This window comes from Mesorhizobium sp. WSM4307 (assembly GCF_007003945.1).
Classification (GTDB): domain Bacteria; phylum Pseudomonadota; class Alphaproteobacteria; order Rhizobiales; family Rhizobiaceae; genus Mesorhizobium.
Genome location: NZ_VFTB01000011.1, coordinates 46,802 through 67,521 on the forward strand (window position 1 = coordinate 46,802; position 20,720 = coordinate 67,521).

24 protein-coding genes are annotated in these 20,720 nt (G+C 63.1%); 13 read left to right on the plus strand and 11 right to left on the minus strand.

The window, feature by feature from the left end:
• The first annotated feature begins 10 nt into the window (after window positions 1-10).
• A complete protein-coding gene (locus tag FJV83_RS25765; protein ID WP_095775396.1) occupies window positions 11-430 on the plus strand; it encodes a DUF4864 domain-containing protein in 420 nt (139 codons plus the stop codon).
• A 62-nt stretch (window positions 431-492) separates the two neighbouring features.
• On the opposite strand, the gene tgt is transcribed toward FJV83_RS25765, so the two are convergent.
• From tgt to coaD, 7 genes are read right to left on the minus strand one after another with little or no spacing between them, the layout of a single operon-like run.
• Window positions 493-1,623 (minus strand): tRNA guanosine(34) transglycosylase Tgt, encoded by a 1,131-nt coding sequence (gene tgt / locus FJV83_RS25770; protein ID WP_142886231.1) that lies wholly within the window; start codon window positions 1,621-1,623, stop codon window positions 493-495.
• Window positions 1,616-1,885 carry a hypothetical protein gene (locus tag FJV83_RS25775; protein ID WP_142886232.1) on the minus strand — a complete coding sequence of 90 codons (270 nt, stop codon included), beginning with the start codon at window positions 1,883-1,885 and terminating at the stop codon, window positions 1,616-1,618. Before FJV83_RS25775 ends, tgt begins: the two co-directional genes overlap by 8 nt.
• A complete protein-coding gene (gene queA / locus FJV83_RS25780; protein WP_142876825.1) occupies window positions 1,878-2,963 on the minus strand; it encodes a tRNA preQ1(34) S-adenosylmethionine ribosyltransferase-isomerase QueA in 1,086 nt (361 codons plus the stop codon). Before queA ends, FJV83_RS25775 begins: the two co-directional genes overlap by 8 nt.
• Window positions 2,963-3,412 carry a DMT family transporter gene (locus FJV83_RS25785; protein ID WP_095775392.1) on the minus strand — a complete coding sequence of 150 codons (450 nt, stop codon included), beginning with the start codon at window positions 3,410-3,412 and terminating at the stop codon, window positions 2,963-2,965. The genes queA and FJV83_RS25785 overlap by 1 nt, the downstream gene beginning before the upstream one ends.
• A gap of 12 nt (window positions 3,413-3,424) precedes the next feature.
• The gene (locus FJV83_RS25790) at window positions 3,425-3,937 is read right to left on the minus strand and encodes a peptidylprolyl isomerase (protein WP_095775391.1); all 513 of its coding nucleotides are present in this window, start codon (window positions 3,935-3,937) and stop codon (window positions 3,425-3,427) included.
• Window positions 3,938-3,965: 28 nt separating this feature from the next.
• Window positions 3,966-4,553, minus strand: a complete 588-nt coding sequence (locus tag FJV83_RS25795; RefSeq protein WP_095789706.1) for a peptidylprolyl isomerase — start codon at window positions 4,551-4,553, stop codon at window positions 3,966-3,968.
• Between the two features lie 17 nt (window positions 4,554-4,570).
• Entirely contained in the window at window positions 4,571-5,071 is a 501-nt protein-coding gene (gene coaD, locus FJV83_RS25800) for a pantetheine-phosphate adenylyltransferase (protein ID WP_142876826.1), read from the minus strand.
• A gap of 195 nt (window positions 5,072-5,266) precedes the next feature.
• Between coaD and FJV83_RS25805 the strand changes: the two genes are divergently transcribed.
• Window positions 5,267-5,419 (plus strand): hypothetical protein, encoded by a 153-nt coding sequence (locus FJV83_RS25805; RefSeq protein WP_019858284.1) that lies wholly within the window; start codon window positions 5,267-5,269, stop codon window positions 5,417-5,419.
• Between the two features lie 67 nt (window positions 5,420-5,486).
• Here the strand turns inward: FJV83_RS25805 and gyrA are convergent, their stop codons facing one another.
• Window positions 5,487-8,288, minus strand: coding sequence for a DNA gyrase subunit A (gene gyrA, locus FJV83_RS25810; RefSeq protein WP_095775388.1), 2,802 nt, complete (start codon window positions 8,286-8,288; stop codon window positions 5,487-5,489).
• A gap of 210 nt (window positions 8,289-8,498) precedes the next feature.
• Here gyrA and FJV83_RS25815 point away from each other — a divergent pair, with 210 nt between their 5' ends.
• Both FJV83_RS25815 and FJV83_RS25820 read left to right on the plus strand, forming a co-directional pair.
• A complete protein-coding gene (locus FJV83_RS25815) occupies window positions 8,499-10,202 on the plus strand; it encodes a SulP family inorganic anion transporter (RefSeq protein WP_142886322.1) in 1,704 nt (567 codons plus the stop codon).
• Entirely contained in the window at window positions 10,199-10,822 is a 624-nt protein-coding gene (locus FJV83_RS25820; RefSeq protein ID WP_142886233.1) for a ParB-like protein, read from the plus strand. The genes FJV83_RS25815 and FJV83_RS25820 overlap by 4 nt, the downstream gene beginning before the upstream one ends.
• Here the strand turns inward: FJV83_RS25820 and FJV83_RS25825 are convergent.
• Window positions 10,758-11,666 carry an AraC family transcriptional regulator gene (locus FJV83_RS25825; protein ID WP_246691923.1) on the minus strand — a complete coding sequence of 303 codons (909 nt, stop codon included), beginning with the start codon at window positions 11,664-11,666 and terminating at the stop codon, window positions 10,758-10,760. The two genes, FJV83_RS25820 and FJV83_RS25825, sit on opposite strands and share 65 nt — an antisense overlap.
• Window positions 11,667-11,751: 85 nt before the next feature.
• Between FJV83_RS25825 and FJV83_RS25830 the strand changes: the two genes are divergently transcribed.
• The 3 genes from FJV83_RS25830 (at window position 11,752) to FJV83_RS25840 (ending at window position 13,423) form a co-directional block, all read left to right on the plus strand.
• Window positions 11,752-12,282, plus strand: a complete 531-nt coding sequence (locus tag FJV83_RS25830; protein ID WP_142876828.1) for a hypothetical protein — start codon at window positions 11,752-11,754, stop codon at window positions 12,280-12,282.
• 32 nt (window positions 12,283-12,314) lie between these two features.
• Window positions 12,315-12,692, plus strand: coding sequence for a VOC family protein (locus FJV83_RS25835; protein ID WP_095789741.1), 378 nt, complete (start codon window positions 12,315-12,317; stop codon window positions 12,690-12,692).
• A 101-nt stretch (window positions 12,693-12,793) separates the two neighbouring features.
• Window positions 12,794-13,423, plus strand: coding sequence for a MarC family protein (locus FJV83_RS25840; RefSeq protein WP_095775385.1), 630 nt, complete (start codon window positions 12,794-12,796; stop codon window positions 13,421-13,423).
• A gap of 26 nt (window positions 13,424-13,449) precedes the next feature.
• On the opposite strand, the gene FJV83_RS25845 is transcribed toward FJV83_RS25840, so the two are convergent.
• Window positions 13,450-13,875 (minus strand): OsmC family protein, encoded by a 426-nt coding sequence (locus FJV83_RS25845; protein ID WP_142886234.1) that lies wholly within the window; start codon window positions 13,873-13,875, stop codon window positions 13,450-13,452.
• A 129-nt stretch (window positions 13,876-14,004) separates the two neighbouring features.
• On the minus strand, window positions 14,005-14,523 hold the full coding sequence (locus tag FJV83_RS25850; RefSeq protein ID WP_064985641.1) for a single-stranded DNA-binding protein: 519 nt from the start codon (window positions 14,521-14,523) through the stop codon (window positions 14,005-14,007).
• 226 nt (window positions 14,524-14,749) lie between these two features.
• Between FJV83_RS25850 and FJV83_RS25855 the strand changes: the two genes are divergently transcribed.
• From FJV83_RS25855 to FJV83_RS25880, 6 genes are all read left to right on the plus strand, one after another.
• A complete protein-coding gene (locus tag FJV83_RS25855; RefSeq protein ID WP_010909628.1) occupies window positions 14,750-15,064 on the plus strand; it encodes a metalloregulator ArsR/SmtB family transcription factor in 315 nt (104 codons plus the stop codon).
• A gap of 14 nt (window positions 15,065-15,078) precedes the next feature.
• Entirely contained in the window at window positions 15,079-15,549 is a 471-nt protein-coding gene (locus FJV83_RS25860) for an SRPBCC domain-containing protein (protein WP_245318322.1), read from the plus strand.
• 22 nt (window positions 15,550-15,571) lie between these two features.
• Window positions 15,572-16,177: an ATP-dependent Clp protease proteolytic subunit gene (locus FJV83_RS25865; protein WP_142876830.1), complete on the plus strand. Its 606-nt coding sequence runs from the start codon at window positions 15,572-15,574 to the stop codon at window positions 16,175-16,177.
• A gap of 82 nt (window positions 16,178-16,259) precedes the next feature.
• Window positions 16,260-16,559 (plus strand): hypothetical protein, encoded by a 300-nt coding sequence (locus FJV83_RS25870; protein WP_142886235.1) that lies wholly within the window; start codon window positions 16,260-16,262, stop codon window positions 16,557-16,559.
• A 701-nt stretch (window positions 16,560-17,260) separates the two neighbouring features.
• Window positions 17,261-20,182, plus strand: coding sequence for an excinuclease ABC subunit UvrA (gene uvrA / locus FJV83_RS25875; RefSeq protein ID WP_142886236.1), 2,922 nt, complete (start codon window positions 17,261-17,263; stop codon window positions 20,180-20,182).
• Window positions 20,183-20,216: 34 nt separating this feature from the next.
• The gene (locus tag FJV83_RS25880; RefSeq protein WP_142886237.1) at window positions 20,217-20,687 is read left to right on the plus strand and encodes a GNAT family N-acetyltransferase; all 471 of its coding nucleotides are present in this window, start codon (window positions 20,217-20,219) and stop codon (window positions 20,685-20,687) included.
• The last annotated feature ends 33 nt before the right edge of the window (window positions 20,688-20,720 follow it).

The following is a 20,720-nucleotide window of genomic DNA, read 5'->3' on the forward strand; positions in this document are numbered from 1 at the left end:
GAGACAGGCCATGCGCCGCGCTTTTTTCGCATTCGCAGTCATTCCATTCCTCTTCACATCCTCGGCCTTTGCCGGCGATGCCGAAATCAAGGCAGGCCAGGTCGTCATCGACGGTCAGTTGAAGGCGTTGCTGGCCGATGACGGCGCCAAGGCCTACAGCTTCGCCGCCCCGAATGTGAAGCAGGTGTTCCCGACCGTCGACGCCTTCATGAACATGGTGACCAATGGCTACCCGCCGGTGCGCAGGCCACAGTCCTATGCCTTCGGCAAGGTCGAGCAGACGGGTCCGGGCTCGATTATCCAGCAGGTGCTGATCGTCGGCCCCGACGGCAAGGATTATGAGGCGGTCTATACGCTGCAGCAGCAACCCGACGGCACGTTCCAGATCACCGGCTGCAGCCTGCGCGCATCCAACTCGCTGAGCACGTGAGGACTTTCTTGTTCGAGCATTATCTTTTCCGAAAACCGGTCTCCACTTTTCGGGATCATGCTCTACAGGACGGGAATATCGCCCCTCGCCCAACCCTCTGTGATCTCGGCCCCACGCGCTTCGAAGCTGCCGGTCTCGATCGCGGCGCGAATGTCCTGCATCAGCTTCTGATAGTAGGACAGGTTGTTCCAGGTCAGCAGCATGGCGCCCAGTGCCTCCTGCGAGCGCACCAGATGATGCAGATAGGCGCGCGAATAATCGCGCGCCGCGGGACAATCGCTTTCCTCGTCCAGCGGGCGCGGATCGTCGGCATGGCGGGCGTTGCGCAGATTGACCTTGCCTCGCCTGGTGTAGGCCAGGCCGTGCCGGCCGGCCCGCGTCGGCATCACGCAGTCGAACATATCGATGCCGCGCGCCACCGATTTCAGGATATCGTCTGGCGTGCCGACACCCATGAGATAGCGTGGCTTGTCCGCGGGCAGTTCGGGACAGGTGATGTCGAGCATTTCTAGCATCACCGCTTGCGGCTCGCCGACCGCCAGGCCGCCAACCGCATAACCCTTCAGCTCCATCGCGCTCAGCGCCTGCGCCGAGCGCGCCCGAAGTGCCGCATTGTCGCCGCCCTGCACTATGCCGAACATCGCCTTGCCCGGTTGGTCGCCGAACGCCGTCTTGCAGCGCTCGGCCCAGCGCAGCGACAGTTCCATGGCGCGCTCGATCTCCTTCAGGTCGGCCGGCAGCGCCGTGCATTCGTCGAGCTGCATCTGGATGTCGGAATCGAGCAGGCCCTGGATCTCGATCGAACGCTCCGGCGACATTTCATAGGGCGCGCCATCGATATGCGAGCGGAACGTGACGCCCTTTTCGGTCAGTTTCCTGAGCTTCGACAACGACATCACCTGGAAGCCGCCGCTGTCGGTCAGGATCGGATGCGGCCAGCGCGCGAATTCATGCAATCCGCCAAGCCGCGCGACACGCTCGGCGCCGGGCCGCAGCATCAGGTGATAGGTGTTGCCCAGGATGATGTCGGCGCCGACGCCGCGCACCTGGTCCATATACATGGTCTTGACGGTGCCGCCGGTGCCGACCGGCATGAAGGCAGGCGTGCGGATTTCGCCGCGCGGCATGTCGATGACACCGCGCCGCGCCTTGCCGTCGGTGGCAAGGACCTTGAAGCTGAACGGCTTAGCCATTGAATTCCTTGTCGTGGATCGGCGCGTCAGGCGCCTGTCTGTCGAGCGACTGGCGGTATTGGATGCAGCCGCGCATGAATTTGGGCCAGGGCGGCACCGCGATCGACGGCTCGGTCTTTTCCGGCAGCAGATTCCACAGATCGGGGTGATGCCAGCAGAGATCATGGCCTGACGTGTCGCGATGAGCGCGAATGCCGGCGCGCAGTTTCTTCACCTCGGCGATCAGGGCATCGCGACCGAGGGTTTGCAGGTCATCATCCATCGCTCGTCTCCGCTCGATAAAGCAGGCTTGCGTCACCATAGGAGTAGAACCTGTAGCGGTTGGCAATCGCATGGGCATAGGCCGCGCGCATCGTGTCGAGGCCGCTGAAGGCCGAAACCAGCATGAACAGCGTCGAGCGCGGCAGATGGAAATTGGTCATCAGCATGTCCGCGGTGCGAAAGCGGTAGCCGGGCGTGATGAAGATATCCGTCGGCCCGGACCACGCAGGCACCGTCCCGTCTTCACGCGCCGCGCTCTCCAGCAGGCGCAGCGAGGTCGTGCCGACGGCGACGATGCGCCCGCCTCTTGCCTTGGCCGCGTTCAGCGCATCGGCGGTTGCCGCGCTGACTGAGCCGATCTCGGCATGCATCTTGTGGTCGGCGGTGTCGTCTGCCTTGACCGGCAGGAACGTGCCCGCACCAACGTGGAGAGTGACGAAGTGGCGCTCGACCCCTTTGGCGTCAAGAGCCGCAAACAGCTCCGGTGTGAAATGCAGGCCCGCCGTGGGCGCCGCAACAGCGCCTTCCTCCCGAGCATAGATTGTCTGGTAGTCGGCCCGGTCGCGTTCGTCGTCGTCGCGTTTGGAAGCGATATAGGGCGGCAGCGGAATGTGGCCGACGGCGTGCAGCGCCTCGTCGAGGAACGGCCCCGACAGGTCGAAGCCAAGCAAGGCTTCGCCGCCCTCGCCCTTCTCTATCACCGTGGCATCGAGTTGGCCGAGGAAGCAGGAATTGCCGTCATGGCCGAAATGGATGCGGTCGCCGGCGGCAATGCGCTTGCCTGGCCGCATGAAGGCGAGCCAGCGATCCGGCGCCACGCGCATATGCAGCGTGGCCTCGACCTGCGCCTGGGCTTCGCCGCGGCGCCTTATGCCTTTGAGCTGCGCCGGAATGACCTTGGTGTCGTTGAACACCAGCACGTCGCCGGCCCTGAGCAGGGATGGCAGGTCGCCGACTGTGCGGTCGCCGAGCGCCTCGCCCGGTTTGACCACCAGCATCTTGGCGCTGTCGCGCGGCTCCGCCGGGCGAAGCGCGATCCGCTCCTCCGGCAGGTCGAAGTCGAAGAGATCGACGCGCATCAGTAGAGCCGGACTAGCAGCGCTCCGACCAGCAGCAGCACCGCGCCGGCGACGCGGCCGAGCGAGATTTCACGCACCGCGACACCGAGGAAGCCGATGCGGTCGATGAGCATGCCGGCGAGCAGCTGGCCGGCCACCAGGAACGCCATCAGGGCGGCCGCGCCGATGCGCGGCGTCAGGATTGTGGAGAGCGTGACATAGAAGCCGCCGAGCATGCCGCCGGCGACGAAAAGCCAGGGTGCCGGCGCCTTCCATTCGAGCGAAATGCCTTGCAGCTTCACCACGGTGGCCGCGATGATGCCGAGCACGATGGCGCCCGACAGGAACGAAAACGCTGCCGCCGCGACCGGGAGACCCAGGCCGCGCGCAAGCTGCGAATTGATCGGTGCCTGAATGGCAATGAAGGCGCCGGACAGGATGCCGAGAAGCGACCAGACGACGCCCATCATTGTCGTTTCGCCTTACTTGACGTCGGCCGCGACCTTCAACGTCACGATCTTGTCGGGATCGACCACCGGTTCGCCGCGCTTGATCTTGTCGACATTGTCCATGCCTTCGATGACCTGACCCCAGACCGTGTACTGGCGGTTGAGGAAGGCGGCATCGTCGAAGCAGATGAAGAACTGCGAATTGGCCGAGTTCGGATTTTGTGAACGGGCCATCGAGCAGGTGCCGCGGCCATGGTTGGCGTTGGAGAACTCAGCCTTAAGGTCCGGCTTGTCCGAGCCGCCCATGCCCGCGCGCGACGGCGCGAAGGTGGGTTTCGAGGAATTGCCGAACTTCACGTCGCCGGTCTGCGCCATGAAGCCGTCGATGACGCGGTGGAAGACCACGCCGTCATAGGCGCCTTCCCTTGCCAGTTCCTTGATGCGGGCGACATGGCCGGGGGCCAGATCGGGGAAAAGTTCGATCACGACCTTACCCTTGGTCGTTTCCATGATGAGCGCGTTCTCGCGGTCCTTGATTTCGGCCATGTCAGATATCCTTTTGAGAAAACAGAAATTACTTGTCGGCGGCGATGCGCACCTTGATCATCCGGTCGGGGTCGGAGACCGTACCATTGTCCGCCTCGTCACCCTTCTTGATGTGGTCCACCAGCTCCATGCCGCCGACGACATTGCCGACGATGGTGTACTGGCCGTCGAGCGGCGGCGCCGGCGCGAACATGATGAAGAATTGCGAATTGGCGGAGTTCGGATCTTGCGAGCGGGCCATGCCGACCACGCCGCGCTTATAGTGCTCGGTCTGCGAGAATTCGGCCGGCAGGTCAGGCAGGTCCGAACCGCCGGTGCCGACGGCCTGGGAGTTGAATCCCTTCTTCATGTTGCCGAACTTGACGTCGCCGGTCTGCGCCATGAAGCCGTCGATGACGCGGTGGAAAGCGACATTGTCATAGGCATGGTCACGCACGAGCTTCTTGATCTGCGCGACATGCTTGGGCGCCAGATCGGGCCGCAACGCGATGGTCACGTCGCCGTCCTTCAGCGTGATGATCATGGTGTTTTCGGGATCGGCGGCATAGGCCGAGACCGAGGCGGTCACAAGACCGGCAAGCACGACGAGGAACGAGGCGAGCCTTTTGAGCTGCATGAGGATTTTCTCCGGGCTTATTTCGCGAATTTTGCGGTGAGCGCGCCAGCAACAGCCGCCGGCACGAAGGCGCGGATGTCGCCGCCCATCGAGGCTATCTGGCGCACAAGTGTGGCGGTAATGGTGCGCACGGACGGGCTGGCGGGCAGAAAAACCGTCTGCAGCTCGGGCGCCATGGTTTCGTTCATGCCGGCCATCTGCATTTCGTAATCGAGATCGGTGCCGTCGCGCAGGCCGCGGATCATGATCGAGGCGCCCTGCTTCCTGGCGGCATCGATCACCAGCCCGTCGAAGGCAACGACTTTGATGCGAGCGCCATCGCGGCCGAATTCGGCCTTCGTGGCGGTTTCGATGAGCTGCACCCGCTCCTCGAAGGAAAACAACGGCTTCTTGCCCGGATGAATGCCGATCGCGGCATAGACGATGTCGGCCACCGCCAGCGACGCTTTCAGCACATCGAGATGGCCGTTGGTCAGCGGGTCGAAGGAGCCGGCGTAAAGGGCGATGCGTTCAGTCATGGCAGGTGCTTCTAGCGAGCCTCTCTCGCAAAGGCAAATCCGATCGGCGCGCGAGCCCATGAACCTTTTCCGGCACATGAACGACAGATGAACACGCTGATCACGAAGCCTTCACGCAGCGTTCACTAGGTTGCACCTTAATAAGATGAAACCAAAATCCCATCTATCCGTTGTAAGGCGCAGGAGAACACGCAAATGCTGATCTACATGCTCGCCACCGCAATGACAGTCGCCATGCTGATCGCCACCGTATTCGGGCTGCATCAGGAGGCGCAACGCATTCGCGTCAAGGCAACCACCAAGCGCTTCGAAGGTTTCGGCCCCCGCAAGCCGTATCGTCACTACTAAGCCGTCTGGACTTGCTGCCGCGCCGGCCGTTGGGCCGGCGTTGCTATGTCAAAAGCAGGGCCAGGATTTACTCGCCGCTGTCCGGACCGGCATCAGCCTCTGGAGCAGATCCAGCGCCGCCCTCGATGATCTCTTCGCTTTCCTCGTCCGATTGCGGTTCGGAAATCCGCTCGACCGAAACCACCTTCTCACCCTCGGCGGTATTGAAGATGGTCACGCCCTTGGTGGCGCGGCTGGCGAAACGGATGCCATTGACCGGCACCCGGATAACCGTGCCGCCATCCGACACCAGCATGATCTGATCATCGTTGCCGACCGGGAAGGTCGCCACCAGCCGGCCGATTTCAGCCGTCTTCGACACGTCGGTGGCGCGGATGCCCTTGCCGCCGCGGCCAGTCAGGCGGAAATCGTAGGACGACGAACGCTTGCCGTAGCCATATTCGGTCACCGTCAGCACATACTGCTCATGCGCCTTGAGGAACTCATAGCGTTCGTCTGAAAGCTCGGCCTCCTCGCCGATCTCCTCATTGGTCAGCGCAATCTCTTCCTCCTCGCCGCTGGCGCCCGCGGCAAGGCGGCGCTCGGCCGCTGCGCGCTTGAGGTATGCGGCACGCTCTGCCGGCGACGCGTCCACATTCTCGATCACCGACATCGAGATGATGCGGTCTGTCTCGGCCATGGTGATGCCGCGCACGCCGACCGAGTTGCGGCTCTGGAAGACGCGCACGTCGCCGACGGAGAAGCGGATGCACTGGCCGGAACTGGCGGTCAAAAGCACGTCGTCATTGTCGGTGCAGGTTTCGACGCCGAGTATCTCGTCGCCCTCCTCCTCCAGCTTCATGGCAATCTTGCCGTTGCGGTTGACCTGGACGAAATCGGACAGCTTGTTGCGGCGCACGGTGCCGCGCGTGGTGGCGAACATCACGTCGAGTTCGCCCCAGCTGGTCTCGTCCTCGGGCAGCGGCATGATGGTGGTGATGCGCTCGCCCTGCTCGAGCGGCAGCATGTTGATCAGTGCCTTGCCGCGTGACTGCGGGTTGCCGATCGGCAGCCGCCAGACCTTTTCCTTGTAGACGATGCCGCGTGAAGAGAAGAACAGCACCGGCGTGTGCGTGTTGGCCACGAACAGCCGGGTGACGAAATCCTCTTCCTTGGTCGACATGCCCGAGCGGCCCTTGCCGCCGCGGCGCTGCGCCCGGTAGAGCGAAAGCGGCACGCGCTTGATGTAGCCGGAATGGCTCACCGTCACGACCATGTCCTCGCGCTGGATCAGGTCCTCGTCTTCCATGTCCGCGCCGCCGTCGGTGAGTTCGGTGCGGCGTGGCGTGCCGAACTCGTCGCGCACGGCCGCAAGCTCGTCCTTGACGATCTGCTGGACACGCGCCCGGGACGACAAAATGTCCAGATAATCAACGATTTCGGCGCCGATCGTGTTCAACTCGTCGGCGATCTCGTCGCGGCCGAGCGCGGTCAGCCGCTGCAGGCGCAGTTCGAGGATGGCGCGGGCCTGTTCCTCGGACAGATTGTAGGTGCCGTCCTCGTTGATGCGATGGCGCGGATCGTCGATCAAAAGGATCAGCGACTCGACATCACCCGCGGGCCAACGCCGTTCCATCAACTGCTCGCGCGCCGTCTGCGGATCCGGCGCGGTGCGGATCAGCTTGATGACCTCGTCGATATTGGCGACGGCGATGGCAAGGCCGACCAACACATGGGCGCGGTCGCGCGCCTTGCGCAGCAAGAATTTCGTCCGTCTTGTGATGACCTCTTCGCGGAAGGAGACGAACGCCTTCAGCATGTCGGTCAGCGTCAGCAGTTCTGGCTTGCCGCCATTCAGCGCCACCATATTGGCGCCGAACGAGGTCTGCAGCGGCGTGAAGCGGTAAAGCTGGTTGAGGATGACGTCGGCGACGGCGTCGCGCTTCAGCTCGATGACGACGCGATAACCCTGGCGGTCGCTTTCATCGCGGATGTCGGAAATGCCTTCGATGCGCTTGTCGCGCACCAGCTCGGCCATCTTCTCGATCATCGAGGCCTTGTTCACCTGGTAGGGAACCTCGGTGATGATGATCGATTCACGGTCATTGCCGCGCTGTTCGATGTTGACCTTGCCGCGCATGACGATCGAGCCACGGCCCGTCGAATAGGCGCTGTAGATGCCGGAGCGGCCAAGCACGATGCCGCCGGTCGGGAAATCGGGCCCAGGAATGATCTCCATCAGCGCCGGCAGGTCGATCGCCGGATTGTCGATGATGGCGATGGCACCGTTGCAGACTTCGCCCAGATTGTGCGGCGGGATGTTGGTGGCCATGCCGACGGCGATGCCGCCGGAGCCGTTGACCAGCAGATTGGGAAAGCGCGCCGGCAGAACCTTCGGTTCGGTGTCCGAGGCATCATAAGTCTCCTGGAAATCGACGGTGTCCTTGTCGATGTCCTCCAGCAGCTCATGCGCGACCTTGGTTAGCCGCGATTCGGTGTAGCGCATCGCCGCCGGCGGGTCGCCGTCGATCGAGCCGAAATTGCCCTGCCCGTCGATCAGCGGCACGCGCAGCGACCAGTCCTGCGCCATGCGCACCAAGGCGTCATAGATCGAGGCGTCGCCATGCGGATGGTATTTACCCATCACGTCGGCGACCGGGCGGGCCGACTTCACATATTTGCGGTTCCAGTGGTAGCCGCTCTCATGTGCCGCATAGAGAATGCGGCGATGCACGGGCTTCAGGCCGTCACGCACATCCGGCAGCGCACGGCTGACGATCACGCTCATGGCGTAAGAAAGATAGGAGCTCTGCATCTCCTCGATGATGGAGATCGGCTCGATGCCGGTGGGGCCGCCGTCGGCGCCGCGCGGTGTCTTTTGGTCGGTCAAATCGGATCACAATCTAATCAGGAATCACTGACCGCTTATATAGGAAGCAAGGCCGAAACTCCAATGTTCGCGGCACTTTTCCAGTGTCATTTTTGGTGGTAATTTCAAAAGGATACCGCTGATTGCGACGATATGGCCATGACGCTTTTCGCCGCCACAAGGCAAAAGCCGGCAATGGACCAACTTTCCCAAGCGAAAGCCGCAAGCGCCATGAATTGGCGCCGGCGGCTGCCTTTGCAGGCGCTGAGCGGCTGGCAGTTCCGGGATCTCAATGGTGATCTGATCGCCGGCCTGACATTGGCCGCGATCGCCATTCCCGAGCAGATGGCAACGGCCCGGCTCGGAGGTTTTGCTCCCGAGATTGGTTTTTTCGCTTTTGTCGCCGGTTCGGTGGCGTTTGCCCTGTTCGGCGCCAATCGTCACCTCTCGGTTGGCGCGGATTCGACCATCACGCCGCTGTTCGCCGGCAGCCTGGCGCTGCTCGCCACATCCGGCTCGCCGCATTATCTGGCACTGGCAGCCATGCTGGCGTTGATGGTCGGGCTGATCGTAACCTTGAGCGGCGTCTTTCGCCTCGGCTGGATCGCCGATCTCCTGTCCGTGCCGGTCACCACAGGGTTTCTGGCGGGCATCGCCGTCCATATCATCGTCTCGCAGATGCCCGGGCTGCTTGGCCTGCCGGCCGAGAGTGGAGAAACGTTGCGGCGTGTCGGCGAGATCGGCGGCAATCTCCATCTCACCAATCCCTGGAGCCTAGGGCTCGGCCTCGGCGTGTTCGCCATCGTGTTCTGTTCGGAACGGATCAGCGCCCGCATCCCCGGCGCCTTGATCGGCATGGTGCTTGCCACGCTCGCGGTCGTCGTCTTCGGCCTCGGGGATCGCGGCGTCGAGGTGCTAGGCGCCTTGCCAAACGGCCTGCCGCGAGCCGACCTGCCGGAGGCCAGCCTCGACGATATCCAGGCGCTGGTGCCACTGGCGCTGCTGATCGCCATTGTCGTCATGGTGCAGACGGCCGCCACCTCGCGGTCCTTTGCCTCGCAGCAGGACGACGCACCCGACGTCAACCGCGATTTCATCGGCGTCGGCGCCGGCGGCATTTTGTCGGGCCTGTTCGGCGCCTTTGCCGTCAATGCCAGCCCGCCGCGCACGGCCATCGTCTCCCAGTCGGGTGGCCGCTCGCAACTGTCCGGCCTCATTGCCGCGGCCATCGTGCTGGCGCTCGGTGCCTTTGGCGGCGGTCTGCTCGCCAATGTTCCGCAGGCCGCCCTTGCCGGCGTCCTGATGTTCGTTGCCCAGCACATATTGCGCTGGAAGGTGTTCGCCAGCGTCTATCGGCAGGCGCCGGTCGAATTCGTGTTGATCCTGGTCACCATGGCGGCAATCGTGGTGTTGCCGATCGCAACCGGCGTGGCGGTGGGCATCGGCCTGTCGCTGCTGCATGGCATATGGAGCGCGACGCGCACGGAGCCGATCGAACTCGAACAGGTGCCGGGCACGTCCGTCTGGTGGCCTCCGGCCAAGCCCAGCGCTGGCGAACAACTCCCGGGCGTGCTGGTCGCGGCCTTCCAGGCGCCACTGTCCTTCGTCAATGCCGATCGCTTCAAGCGCGGCGTTTGCGACCTTGTCGATGCCAGGGACGAAACCGTGAAACTGGTCGTGCTGGAGGCCAGCAACATCGTCGAGATCGACTACACCGCCGCGCAGGCCCTGATTGACACCATCCTTCATTGCCGCAAGGCGGGCGCGGTCTTTGCCATAGCGCGGCTGGAATCGCTGCGCGCCCAGGCGGCGCTGGCGCGGTTCGGCATTGCTGAAATGGTCGGCACGCAGCGCATATTCCACAGCGTCGACGCGGCGATCAAATCACTTGGTCCGGGAAAACAGCAGCAGCAAGGACAGGATGGAGTGTCATGATCGACCCGCGAGAACCCATTGTGACGCCGGTTCCCGTCGAGGAACTGAGGCCGACGCAGATAACGGTCGGCATGAGAGAAGTTGCGTTGAAGCGCCAGATGATCCGGGAGCAGGACGCCAAGAAGAAGACCGGCGCTTTTCTCGGCAAACACATGGTGCCGGTCGTATTGGGTCCCAAAAATCGCAGCTACGTCACCGATCACCATCACCTCGCCCGCGCCCTGCTCGAGGAAGGCGTCAAGGACGTGCTTGTGGCCGTGATCAGCGACCTGTCCGCGCTCGACAAGGACACGTTTCTTTTCGTGCTCGATAACAGAGGCTGGATGCACCCGTTCGATGAGAGCGGCCGGCGCCGCGATTACTCGGCCATTCCGAAGACAATCGGCGAGCTGATCGACGATCCTTACCGGAGCATGGCGGGCGAACTGCGCCGGATGGGCGGCTTTGCCAAGGACACGACGCCGTTCAGCGAATTCATCTGGGCGGATTTCCTTCGTCGGCGCATCGATCGCAACGCGGTTGCGAAGAACTTCGACAAGGCGATGAAAGAGGCACTTAGCCTGGCCAAGGGCAAGGACGCGGACTATCTGCCGGGCTGGTGCGGCCCGACCTCGGATTGAGCCTGCTTCGGCCGAGGCGCGATGCTGTTTGGCGGGCTCGATAATCGCTTGGCGTCTTGCCCATGATGCGTCGAAACCGGCGATTGAACGTCGACAGGTCGTTGAAGCCGGCGTCGAAGGCGATCGCCGAGATCGCGTCGGTGGACAGGCACAGCCGCAATGCCGCTCGGTGCAGACGGATCTTGAGCAGGAACTGGTAGGGCGTCATGCCGGCAACCTGCCGGAAAATACGCAGGAAATGATACGGGCTGGTCGCCGTCTCTTCCGCCAGCGCAGACAGCGAAACCGGCCCGTCGGCATCCAGTTCGATCCGCCGCACGGCTTCGGCCACCCGTTTCTGATCGCGACGGCTTGGTCCGCGCCTGATGGACGTAGCGCCGGAAATCGTGGCCACAGCCGCAGCAGCGATGCGCACACCGAGTTCCTCGAATGCCTCGCTGTCGCCCGTCTCCCGCGCGGCTTCCGCCTCGGCCAGCAGCGGCGCCAAGGCCGGCAAGGGCGGCAGGCGCGGCGCATCGAAGGCAAGCGTGCTCGCGCCCGGCAAACCGGCGACAATCCGTTCCATGTAGGCAGGCTTGAAATGGAACGAGAGACAGCGGTCGCCGCTGCCGTGTTCGTGTCCGCATTCATAGCATGTGCCGGAATTGCCGAGCAGCAGCGCGCCTGGCGCCAGCATGGCGGTGCCTTGCTGCGCGCGGTAGCGGAACGTGCCGCCGGTGACCGCTGCAACACAGAAATCCTGATGGGCTTCCTCGAACGGCCGGTCGCCCGCGCCGGCCGTGCAGATCACATCCGCCACGTGCCAGCCGGGTCCGGATGCGAGAGTGCGGGTCGTCGCTGTCATGGCCGAAATATAGCAATTTTTCCCAAGCCCAGAACCCCGTCAGCGCCTATTCCTCCCGGTCTCCTGACAGAAAGAGGCCGCAGCCATGTTCGACCCCTTTGCCGAAGCCCTGCACAGTCCCGGACCAATCGACGGGCTCGCCGAAGAACTGAACCTTTATGGCCGCTTCGTCGGCGCCTGGACTTTCGATGCCTCACGCCACCTCGAGGATGGCACCGTGCTGACCGGACGTGGCGAGGTGCATTTCGGCTGGGTGCTCGAAGGCCGCGCCATCCAGGACGTCTGGATCCTGCCCGCGCGGAACACCGGTTCCCAGCCTTCCCTGGGCAAGTGGACGTTCTACGGCACGACGCTGCGGGTCTATGATCCCGGCGCGGACGCCTGGCACATTTTCTGGAGCGATCCGCGCAATCAGTATTTCAGCCGCCAGCTCGGCCGGGCCGAGGGCGACGCGATCGTGCAGGTCGGCGCCGACGGCACCGGTTCCTCGGTGCGCTGGAGCTTTTCGCGGATCACCGAAAATTCCTTCCGCTGGCGCGGCGAGCGCTCGCACGACAATGGCGCGACATGGCGGCTGGAGGTTGAGTTCCTGGCGCGGCGCGTCGCAACAGCCTGAACCAGCAACACTTTGTAACAATGGAGAAAACGATGTTCGATCATATCTCGATCGGTGTTCGCGACGCCAACACCTCCAAGCGCTTCTATGACGCAGCGCTGAAGCCGCTCGGCTACACCTGCCTCAGCCAGTCACCGGGTTCGCTCGGCTATGGCGCCGAAAGCGTCGCGCTATGGGTCAACGAGGCAGCGCGGCCGGTTCCGGCGAACGAAAAATCAGGCCTGCATTTCTGCTTCGCCGCGCCGACACGCGACAGCGTCGATGCCTTCCATGCCGCTGCCTTGCGCGAAGACGGCAGCGACAATGGCGCGCCGGGCCCGCGCGCCGACTACGGCGACAATTATTACGCCGCCTTTGTTATCGACCCGGATGGTTATCGCCTCGAGGCCTATTGCGGCGCTGCCGGCTGACCCGTCGAGAGCCGTGGTTTCGCGGTCCTGACAGTTTCCACCGACCAGGCTTTGCTCTACCAATGGCATGGTACGGGCTCGGCCCGGCGGGAGGGTCAGCGATGCCGAGTTTCGACAGCCTGTTCAATGCCTTCGTCACCATTCTCGTGACCATCGATCCGCCCGGCCTGGCGCCACTGTTCCTCGCCGTGACGCGCGGCATGAACCGCGAGGAGCGCCAGCAGGTGTCGGTCCGCGCCTCGGTCATCGGCTTCCTGGTGATGGCGCTGTTCGCGGTGGCCGGCGCCTCGATCCTGTCGGTGTTCGGCATCACGCTGCCGGCCTTCCGCGTCGCCGGCGGTTTCCTGCTGTTCTTCATCGCCTTCGAGATGGTCTTCGAGCGGCGACAGGACCGCAAGGAGAAGATCGGCGACGTCGCCATCACCAAGGACATGATCCACAACATCGCCGCCTTCCCGCTGGCGATCCCGCTGATCGCCGGCCCCGGCGCGATTTCGGCGACGGTGCTGCTCTCCGGCTCGTTTCAGGGCTTTGCCGCGCAGGCAGCACTTGTCGGCATCATCCTCGTCTGCCTCGCCATCACCTATCTGGTGTTCGTGCTGTCGGAACGCATCGACCGCATCCTCGGCCAGACCGGCCGCTCGATCCTGACCCGCCTGCTCGGCGTCATCCTGGCCGCACTGGCCGTGCAATTCGTGGCCGACGGCATCAAGGCGCTGATGGCGGGGTGAACGGCAGTCTCTACTGCCCCACTGCCCTACTTTGCGGTGATGTCGATGACTTCGAAATCATGCGTGATCGTGGCCGTCTTGGCCATCATGGCGGAGGCCGAGCAGTATTTTTCGATCGAAAGATTGATCGCCCGCTGAACCTTGTCGGGCGACAGCGCGCGGCCCTTGACGATGAAATGCATGTGGATGCGGGTGAACACCTTTGGGTCGGTCTCGGCGCGATCGGCGTCGAGTTCGACGACGCAGTCCTCAACCGCCTCGCGACCCTTTTCCAGTATATGCACGACATCATAGGCCGAGCAGCCGCCGGTGCCGATCAGCACCAGTTCCATCGGGCTCGGGCCTGGCGTCTTGCCTTCAGGGCCGGGTGCCGTTCCCAGCACCAGCTTGTGGCCGCTGCCGGACTCGCCGACGAAGGTGCGCTCTTCGATCCATTTTATCCGTGCCTTCACCGCTTTGTCCTTTCAGTCCTTTGGCCGCGCCTGCTGTCAGGCCAAATCAACAATGCAAAACCCCGAAAGTCCATGCAGGACCCTCGGGGCATCGATCACGCGACATCAGCCGTCTGATGTTGCTTTCGATCAGAACGGGATCTCGTCGTCCAGTTCGCGCGACGAACCGCCGCCACCGCCGCCCCTGGGGGCGCCGCCGCCACGGTTGAAGCTTTCGTTCGGGCTGGACTGGCCGAAATCGGAACCGCGGCTGCTGCCGCCGCCGGAATAACCGCCGACCTGCCCGCCCTCACCCTGGCGCCCGTCGAGCATCTGCAGTTCGCCGCGGAATCGCTGCAGCACGACTTCCGTCGTGTACTTGTCGGCGCCGGTCTGGTCCTGCCATTTGCGCGTCTGCAGCTGGCCCTCGACATAGACCTTCATGCCCTTCTTCAGATACTGCTCGGCAACCTTGGCGATGCCCTCATTGAAGATGACGACATTGTGCCACTCGGTCTTTTCCTTGCGCTCGCCGGAATTCTTGTCGCGCCAGCTTTCCGACGTGGCGATACGGATGTTGACGACCGGCTCGCCAGAGTTCAGGCGGCGGATTTCAGGGTCCGCGCCGAGATTGCCGACCAGAATGACCTTATTGACGCTACCCGCCATGATTTTTCTCCGCGCTCATCCGAAACAAATTTTTGTCGCAGCACCTTACAGGCTGCGGACGTCAGCCGCCTGCTAAGGCTGGCTTTTCCCACAAGGTTTTTGTTCCCTTTTCGTTCCTATATGCACTGCCGCTGATTGTCAAGGAATGGCAACAGTGCCTGAGCCTGACATATGGGTTTCAAAACAGCGCTTGCCAAATCAATAAGTATCGACTTATGCTTTTGTCATGATCGAAGCAGAGATTTTCCGCGCTTTGGCTGACCCGACCCGCCGCGCCGTCTTCGAGCGCCTCGCCGCAGCTGAAATGAGCGTGTCCGAATTGCGCAGCGGCCTGACGGTGTCGCAGCCGGCGGTGTCGCAGCATCTGGCGGTGCTGCGCGGCGCCGGCCTCGTGGTCGAGCGGCGGGCCGGACGCAACGCCTACTATCGTGCCGATCCGCAGGGGCTCGCCCCCTTGCTCTCCTGGATCGAACGCTACCGGACCTTCTGGCCGGAGCGCATCGAAAGGCTCAAGACGGTTTTGAAGGACATGGATCAATGAAGGATTTGGGATCGATGAACGCCAAGACCCAGGGCAAAGCCTCCCCGGATGTGCTCGAGTTCGAATACGACCTTGCCGAACCGCCGGAAAAAGTGTGGCGGGCGCTGACAGTGCCGGAATTGCTCGCCGCATGGATGATGCCGAACGACATCAGGCCGGAAATCGGCAATCGTTTTGCCTTCGCCGGGACCGAAGCTGCCATCGAATGCGAAATCCTCGACGCCGAGCCGGAGCGCCTGCTGCGCTATTCCTGGCGAGAGCAGCCGGGCGACGCCGGGGATCCGCTCGACAGTGTCGTTACCTTCACACTCGCCCGCACCGTTTCCGGCGGCACGCATCTGCGCATCGTCCATGACGGTTTTGCAGGGAAAGCGATGCCCGCCGTCGCCACGGCGGGCGCCGGCTGCCGGCTTTCGCTTGGATTGGACGGGCGCGCAAAGCCTGTCGCCGCGAACATACCGAACACCCTGCTGCTCGCAGCCTGAACACGGAAATCGGAGACGAAAAATGAGCGGTCTTGCCAGTCTGGTGCCGATGGTGATCGAGCAATCGAGCCGCGGCGAACGCGCCTTCGACATTTTCTCGCGGCTGCTGCGCGAGCGCATCATCTTCATCAATGGCGAGATCAACGACGACGTCTCGGCGCTGGTCTGCGCGCAGCTTTTATCATTGGAGTCGGACAGTCCCGACAAGGAGATATCGCTCTACATCAACTCGCCGGGCGGCGTGGTGACCAGCGGGTTCGCCATCTACGACACGATGCAGTATGTCAGTTGCCCGGTTTCGACCGTGTGCATGGGGTTTGCCGCCTCGATGGGTTCGTTCCTGCTGATGGCGGGCACGCCGGGGCGCCGCATCGCGCTGCCCAACGCCACCATTCTGCTGCATCAGCCGCTGGGCGGCTTCCAGGGCCAGGCTTCCGACATCCAGCGCCATGCCGAGCGGATCGGCAAGACCAAACGCCATATGGCCGAACTCTACGCCCAGCATTGCGGCCGCAGCTATGAGGAGGTCGAACGCACGCTCGACCGCGACCATTTCATGACCGCCCGCGAGGCCCAGGCATGGGGCATTGTCGACCATGTCTTCGACACGCGCAAAAAGGCGGCGTGAACCAGCTCGGATTTCTGCCCGCTGTCGATGATTTGACGACACCGCTCTGGTTCCGGGAGCGGCTGGTCCCTATAATCCCGGGATGATCGACACTCATTCGCCCAGGACGTCGCATCGCCTCATGGTCGCAGCGGTGCTCACTTTTGCCAGCCTTGCGAGCGGTATGGCCCTCGCCGGCGACAGCGTACCGCAGGCACAGAAACGCGCACTGCCCGGTGTGAACGGTGATTATCGCATCGCCAAGCCGGGTCCCCGGCCGGAACCCGACGATGCGTTCCCCAGCAACGGCAACGGCACGTTCAAAATCGGCGATACCGATGTCAGGATTTCCGGCACCATCACGGTCGATATGGCCACGGGCGGGTTTAAGCCGCCGAGGTGAGCAGCCCTCCGCTGGGGCCGGTGCAGCCATGTCGTCAAAAGAACAGCCCCGCCGTGCCCTAGGCAAACGGACGGGGCTTTTCTGGATCTCAAATCCAAATTTTGCCGGGAGTGTACTGCCGGCGTTTGATTTCGGATGCTACGCGGCGTCAGCCGACGATCCGACTAGCGGTCTCTGATTTTGGGGATACGGCAAGTCACGGTTTGTCGGGTGGCGCAAACGCTAAACCCTGGCACGTATGCCTGCCGCGGCTCCAACGAGGCGTGGAGCCCTTGGGGACTGTCCGGTGGCGTCATGCTCCGCTCCTGTGTCCGTTGCGACATTGTCGTAGCGAAGCGCAAATCGCAAATGCCTGCGGCGTCTCGCAGGCCGCCTTGGGGCGGCGAGGCCATCGAAAGACGGCCGGCTTCGCTGACCCCGGGAGACTGCCCCCGTGAGCCGGCCACGTCAACCTTCAATAGCCGGTTACGGAAAATTGTGATCGCCGGGAGGTTACGTACAGGTCAGGTTTCTACACAGCTTTGTCAGGAGCGTGTTCGGCCTTTGTTCTTTCTGCTTGCCCCTTCGCGCGAAAGACGGTTAAACGACTTCTGTCGGGAATTGTGGCGTCTCTCGACGTGGCGGCAAAAACACCTACATAGGGGATGGCTGGGACAATCCCGCCAATCCCACGAATTCCAGATCTGAGGCGGCGACCGGCGATGGCCGACCATAAATTCCTTTCCATTCGCGGGGCGCGCGAACACAATCTGAAGAATGTCGATCTCGACCTGCCGCGTGACAGCCTGATCGTCATGACCGGCCTGTCTGGTTCCGGCAAATCGTCGCTGGCCTTCGACACCATCTATGCCGAAGGCCAGCGCCGCTATGTCGAGAGCCTGTCGGCCTATGCCCGGCAATTCCTCGAGATGATGCAGAAGCCCGACGTCGACCAGATCGACGGCCTGTCGCCTGCCATCTCGATCGAGCAGAAAACTACCTCGAAGAACCCGCGCTCGACGGTCGGCACCGTCACCGAGATCTACGACTATATGCGCCTGCTGTTCGCGCGTGTCGGCGTACCTTATTCGCCGGCCACCGGCCTGCCGATCGAGAGCCAGACGGTCAGCCAGATGGTCGACCGGGTGCTGGCGCTGGAGGAAGGCACGCGCCTGTTCCTGCTGGCGCCGATCGTGCGCGGCCGCAAGGGCGAGTACCGCAAGGAACTGCTGGAGCTGCAGAAGAAGGGTTTTCAGCGCGTCAAGGTCGACGGTGTCTTCTATGAGATATCCGATGTTCCGGCGCTCGATAAGAAATACAAGCACGACATCGACGTCGTCGTCGACCGTATCGTCGTACGCGGCGATCTGGCCACGCGTCTTGCCGACTCCATCGAGACGGCGCTGAAGCTCGCCGAGGGGCTGGCGGTGGCCGAGTTCGCCGACAGGCCGCTCGATTCCAGCCAGACCGGCGAGGATTCGGTCAACAAATCGAAGAACGAGACGCATGAGCGCATCCTGTTCTCGGAAAAATTCGCCTGCCCAGTGTCCGGCTTCACTATTCCCGAAATCGAGCCGCGGCTGTTCTCGTTCAACAACCCGTTCGGCGCCTGCCCGACCTGCGACGGTCTCGGCAGCCAGCGCGCCATCGACCCCAATCTCGTCGTGCCCGACGAAAACGTGTCGCTGCGCGACGGCGCCGTCAGCCCTTGGGCGAAGTCGACCTCGCCCTATTACGTGCAGACGCTCGAGGCCTTAGGCAAGGCCTACGGCTTCAAGCTCGGCGACAAGTTCAAGGATTTGAGCGCCGAGGCCCAGGACGCGATCCTGCGCGGCACCGGCGAGCGTGAAGTCACCTTCCAGTATGATGACGGCCTGCGCTCCTACAAGACGACCAAGACCTTCGAAGGCGTCATCCCCAATCTCGAACGGCGCTGGAAGGAAACCGAATCCGCCTGGATGCGCGAGGAGATCGAGCGCTTCATGTCGGCGACGCCCTGTCCCGTCTGCAAAGGTTATCGGCTGAAACCGGAAGCGCTGGCGGTTAAGATCGGCGGCCAGCACATCGGCGAAGTCACGGAACAGTCGATCCGCAACGCCGACAAATGGTTCACCGACCTGCCTGCGCAGCTCAACGACAAGCAGAACGAGATCGCGGTGCGCGTGCTGAAGGAAATCCGCGAGCGGCTGCGCTTCCTCAACGATGTCGGGCTCGATTATCTGACATTGTCGCGCAATTCGGGCACGCTGTCGGGCGGCGAGAGCCAGCGCATCCGCCTGGCGTCGCAGATCGGCTCGGGGCTCACCGGCGTGCTTTACGTGCTGGACGAGCCGTCGATCGGCCTGCACCAGCGCGACAACACGCGCCTGCTCGATACGCTCAAGCACCTTCGCGACATCGGCAACACCGTCATCGTCGTCGAACATGACGAGGATGCCATCCTGCATGCCGACTATGTCGTCGACATGGGTCCGGCCGCCGGCATCCATGGCGGCGAGATCATCGCCCAGGGCACGCCGCAGCAAGTGATGGCCAATCCCAACTCGATCACCGGCAAATACCTGTCGGGCGCGCTTGAAGTAGCCACCCCCGGGGTCCGGCGTGAGGCGAAAAAGAACCGGCGCCTGAAAATCGTCGGCGCGCGCGGCAACAATCTGAAGAACGTCACTGCCGAAATCCCGCTCGGCACCTTCACCGCCGTCACCGGCGTATCGGGCGGCGGCAAGTCGACCTTCCTGATCGAGACGCTGTTCAAGGCAGCCTCGCGCCGCATCATGGGCTCGCGCGAGCATCCGGCCGAGCATGACCGCATCGAGGGCCTGGAATTCCTCGACAAGGTCATCGACATCGACCAGTCGCCCATTGGACGGACCCCGCGTTCGAACCCCGCCACCTATACCGGCGCCTTCACGCCGATCCGCGACTGGTTCGCCGGCCTGCCCGAGGCCAAGGCGCGCGGCTACCAGCCGGGACGCTTCTCGTTCAACGTCAAGGGTGGCCGCTGCGAGGCCTGCCAGGGCGACGGCGTCATCAAGATCGAGATGCACTTTTTGCCTGACGTCTACGTCACCTGCGACGTCTGCCACGGCAAGCGCTACAACAGGGAGACGCTCGACGTCCTGTTCAAGGGCAAGTCGATCGCCGACGTGCTCGACATGACCGTCGAGGAAGGCGTCGACTTCTTCGCCGCCGTGCCGGGCGTGCGCGACAAGCTCGATACGCTGAAGCAGGTCGGCCTCGGCTACATCCATATCGGCCAGCAGGCGACGACGTTGTCCGGCGGCGAGGCGCAGCGCATCAAGCTCGCCAAGGAACTGTCGCGCAAGGCGACAGGCAAGACGCTCTACATTCTCGACGAGCCGACCACCGGCCTGCATTTCCACGACGTCGCCAAACTCTTGGAAGTGCTGCACGAGCTGGTTGACCAGGGCAACACGGTGGTGGTCATCGAGCACAATCTCGAAGTGATCAAAACCGCCGACTGGGTGCTCGACCTCGGCCCCGAAGGCGGCGACGGCGGCGGCGAACTGGTTGCCCAGGGCACACCGGAAGCGATCGTGCGCGAGAAGCGCAGCTACACCGGGCAGTTCCTCAAAGAACTGCTGGAGCGGCGCCCCGGAGGCAAGCGCGAAGCGGCGGAGTGATCAGCGGACCGGTTGGCGCCTGGAGAGTGTTTGGATGACAATCAGAAGAGCGCTTGCCGGTGATATCCAAACAGTCATTTCGCTGACGCAAGCCGCCTACGCCCCCTACAACGCCATGCTCGACGCGCCGCCGATCCCGGTGACCGAAGACTACGCGCCGCGCATCGCGAACGCCGAGGTCTGGCTGCTGGAGAGCGACGGCGAACCTGCCGGAGTGCTCACACTGGAGCGGCATGCGGATCACGCCATGATCTTCTCCATCGCGGTGTCGCCCGCCTTCCAGGGCAAGGGGTTCGGTATCGCATTGCTAAAACATGCCGACGAGCAGACGCGCCAGTGGCGCCTGCCGGAGATACGGCTCTACACCAATGCGAAAATGGAGCGGAACATCGCGCTCTATCTCGCTTACGGCTATCGCGAAACGGGTCGCCGGCCCAACCCCTACCGGCCAGGATGGGTGCTTGTCGACATGGCAAAGCCGGTCGACGAGACCACGACGGCCTGATTTTCTGAACGCGGCCAGACTTCTGAATTTGGC

Excerpts from the sequence above, each read along its gene's own strand:
- FJV83_RS25765 (WP_095775396.1), top strand. The coding sequence starts at position 11 with ATGCGCCGCGCTTTTTTCGCATTCGCAGTCATTCCATTCCTCTTCACA.
- tgt (WP_142886231.1), bottom strand. The coding sequence starts at position 1,623 with ATGGCTAAGCCGTTCAGCTTCAAGGTCCTTGCCACCGACGGCAAGGCG.
- FJV83_RS25775 (WP_142886232.1), bottom strand. The coding sequence starts at position 1,885 with ATGGATGATGACCTGCAAACCCTCGGTCGCGATGCCCTGATCGCCGAG.
- queA (WP_142876825.1), bottom strand. The coding sequence starts at position 2,963 with ATGCGCGTCGATCTCTTCGACTTCGACCTGCCGGAGGAGCGGATCGCG.
- FJV83_RS25785 (WP_095775392.1), bottom strand. The coding sequence starts at position 3,412 with ATGATGGGCGTCGTCTGGTCGCTTCTCGGCATCCTGTCCGGCGCCTTC.
- FJV83_RS25790 (WP_095775391.1), bottom strand. The coding sequence starts at position 3,937 with ATGGCCGAAATCAAGGACCGCGAGAACGCGCTCATCATGGAAACGACC.
- FJV83_RS25795 (WP_095789706.1), bottom strand. The coding sequence starts at position 4,553 with ATGCAGCTCAAAAGGCTCGCCTCGTTCCTCGTCGTGCTTGCCGGTCTT.
- coaD (WP_142876826.1), bottom strand. The coding sequence starts at position 5,071 with ATGACTGAACGCATCGCCCTTTACGCCGGCTCCTTCGACCCGCTGACC.
- FJV83_RS25805 (WP_019858284.1), top strand. The coding sequence starts at position 5,267 with ATGCTGATCTACATGCTCGCCACCGCAATGACAGTCGCCATGCTGATC.
- FJV83_RS25815 (WP_142886322.1), top strand. The coding sequence starts at position 8,499 with ATGAATTGGCGCCGGCGGCTGCCTTTGCAGGCGCTGAGCGGCTGGCAG.
- FJV83_RS25820 (WP_142886233.1), top strand. The coding sequence starts at position 10,199 with ATGATCGACCCGCGAGAACCCATTGTGACGCCGGTTCCCGTCGAGGAA.
- FJV83_RS25825 (WP_246691923.1), bottom strand. The coding sequence starts at position 11,666 with ATGACAGCGACGACCCGCACTCTCGCATCCGGACCCGGCTGGCACGTG.
- FJV83_RS25830 (WP_142876828.1), top strand. The coding sequence starts at position 11,752 with ATGTTCGACCCCTTTGCCGAAGCCCTGCACAGTCCCGGACCAATCGAC.
- FJV83_RS25835 (WP_095789741.1), top strand. The coding sequence starts at position 12,315 with ATGTTCGATCATATCTCGATCGGTGTTCGCGACGCCAACACCTCCAAG.
- FJV83_RS25840 (WP_095775385.1), top strand. The coding sequence starts at position 12,794 with ATGCCGAGTTTCGACAGCCTGTTCAATGCCTTCGTCACCATTCTCGTG.
- FJV83_RS25850 (WP_064985641.1), bottom strand. The coding sequence starts at position 14,523 with ATGGCGGGTAGCGTCAATAAGGTCATTCTGGTCGGCAATCTCGGCGCG.
- FJV83_RS25855 (WP_010909628.1), top strand. The coding sequence starts at position 14,750 with ATGATCGAAGCAGAGATTTTCCGCGCTTTGGCTGACCCGACCCGCCGC.
- FJV83_RS25860 (WP_245318322.1), top strand. The coding sequence starts at position 15,079 with ATGAACGCCAAGACCCAGGGCAAAGCCTCCCCGGATGTGCTCGAGTTC.
- FJV83_RS25865 (WP_142876830.1), top strand. The coding sequence starts at position 15,572 with ATGAGCGGTCTTGCCAGTCTGGTGCCGATGGTGATCGAGCAATCGAGC.
- FJV83_RS25870 (WP_142886235.1), top strand. The coding sequence starts at position 16,260 with ATGATCGACACTCATTCGCCCAGGACGTCGCATCGCCTCATGGTCGCA.
- uvrA (WP_142886236.1), top strand. The coding sequence starts at position 17,261 with ATGGCCGACCATAAATTCCTTTCCATTCGCGGGGCGCGCGAACACAAT.
- FJV83_RS25880 (WP_142886237.1), top strand. The coding sequence starts at position 20,217 with ATGACAATCAGAAGAGCGCTTGCCGGTGATATCCAAACAGTCATTTCG.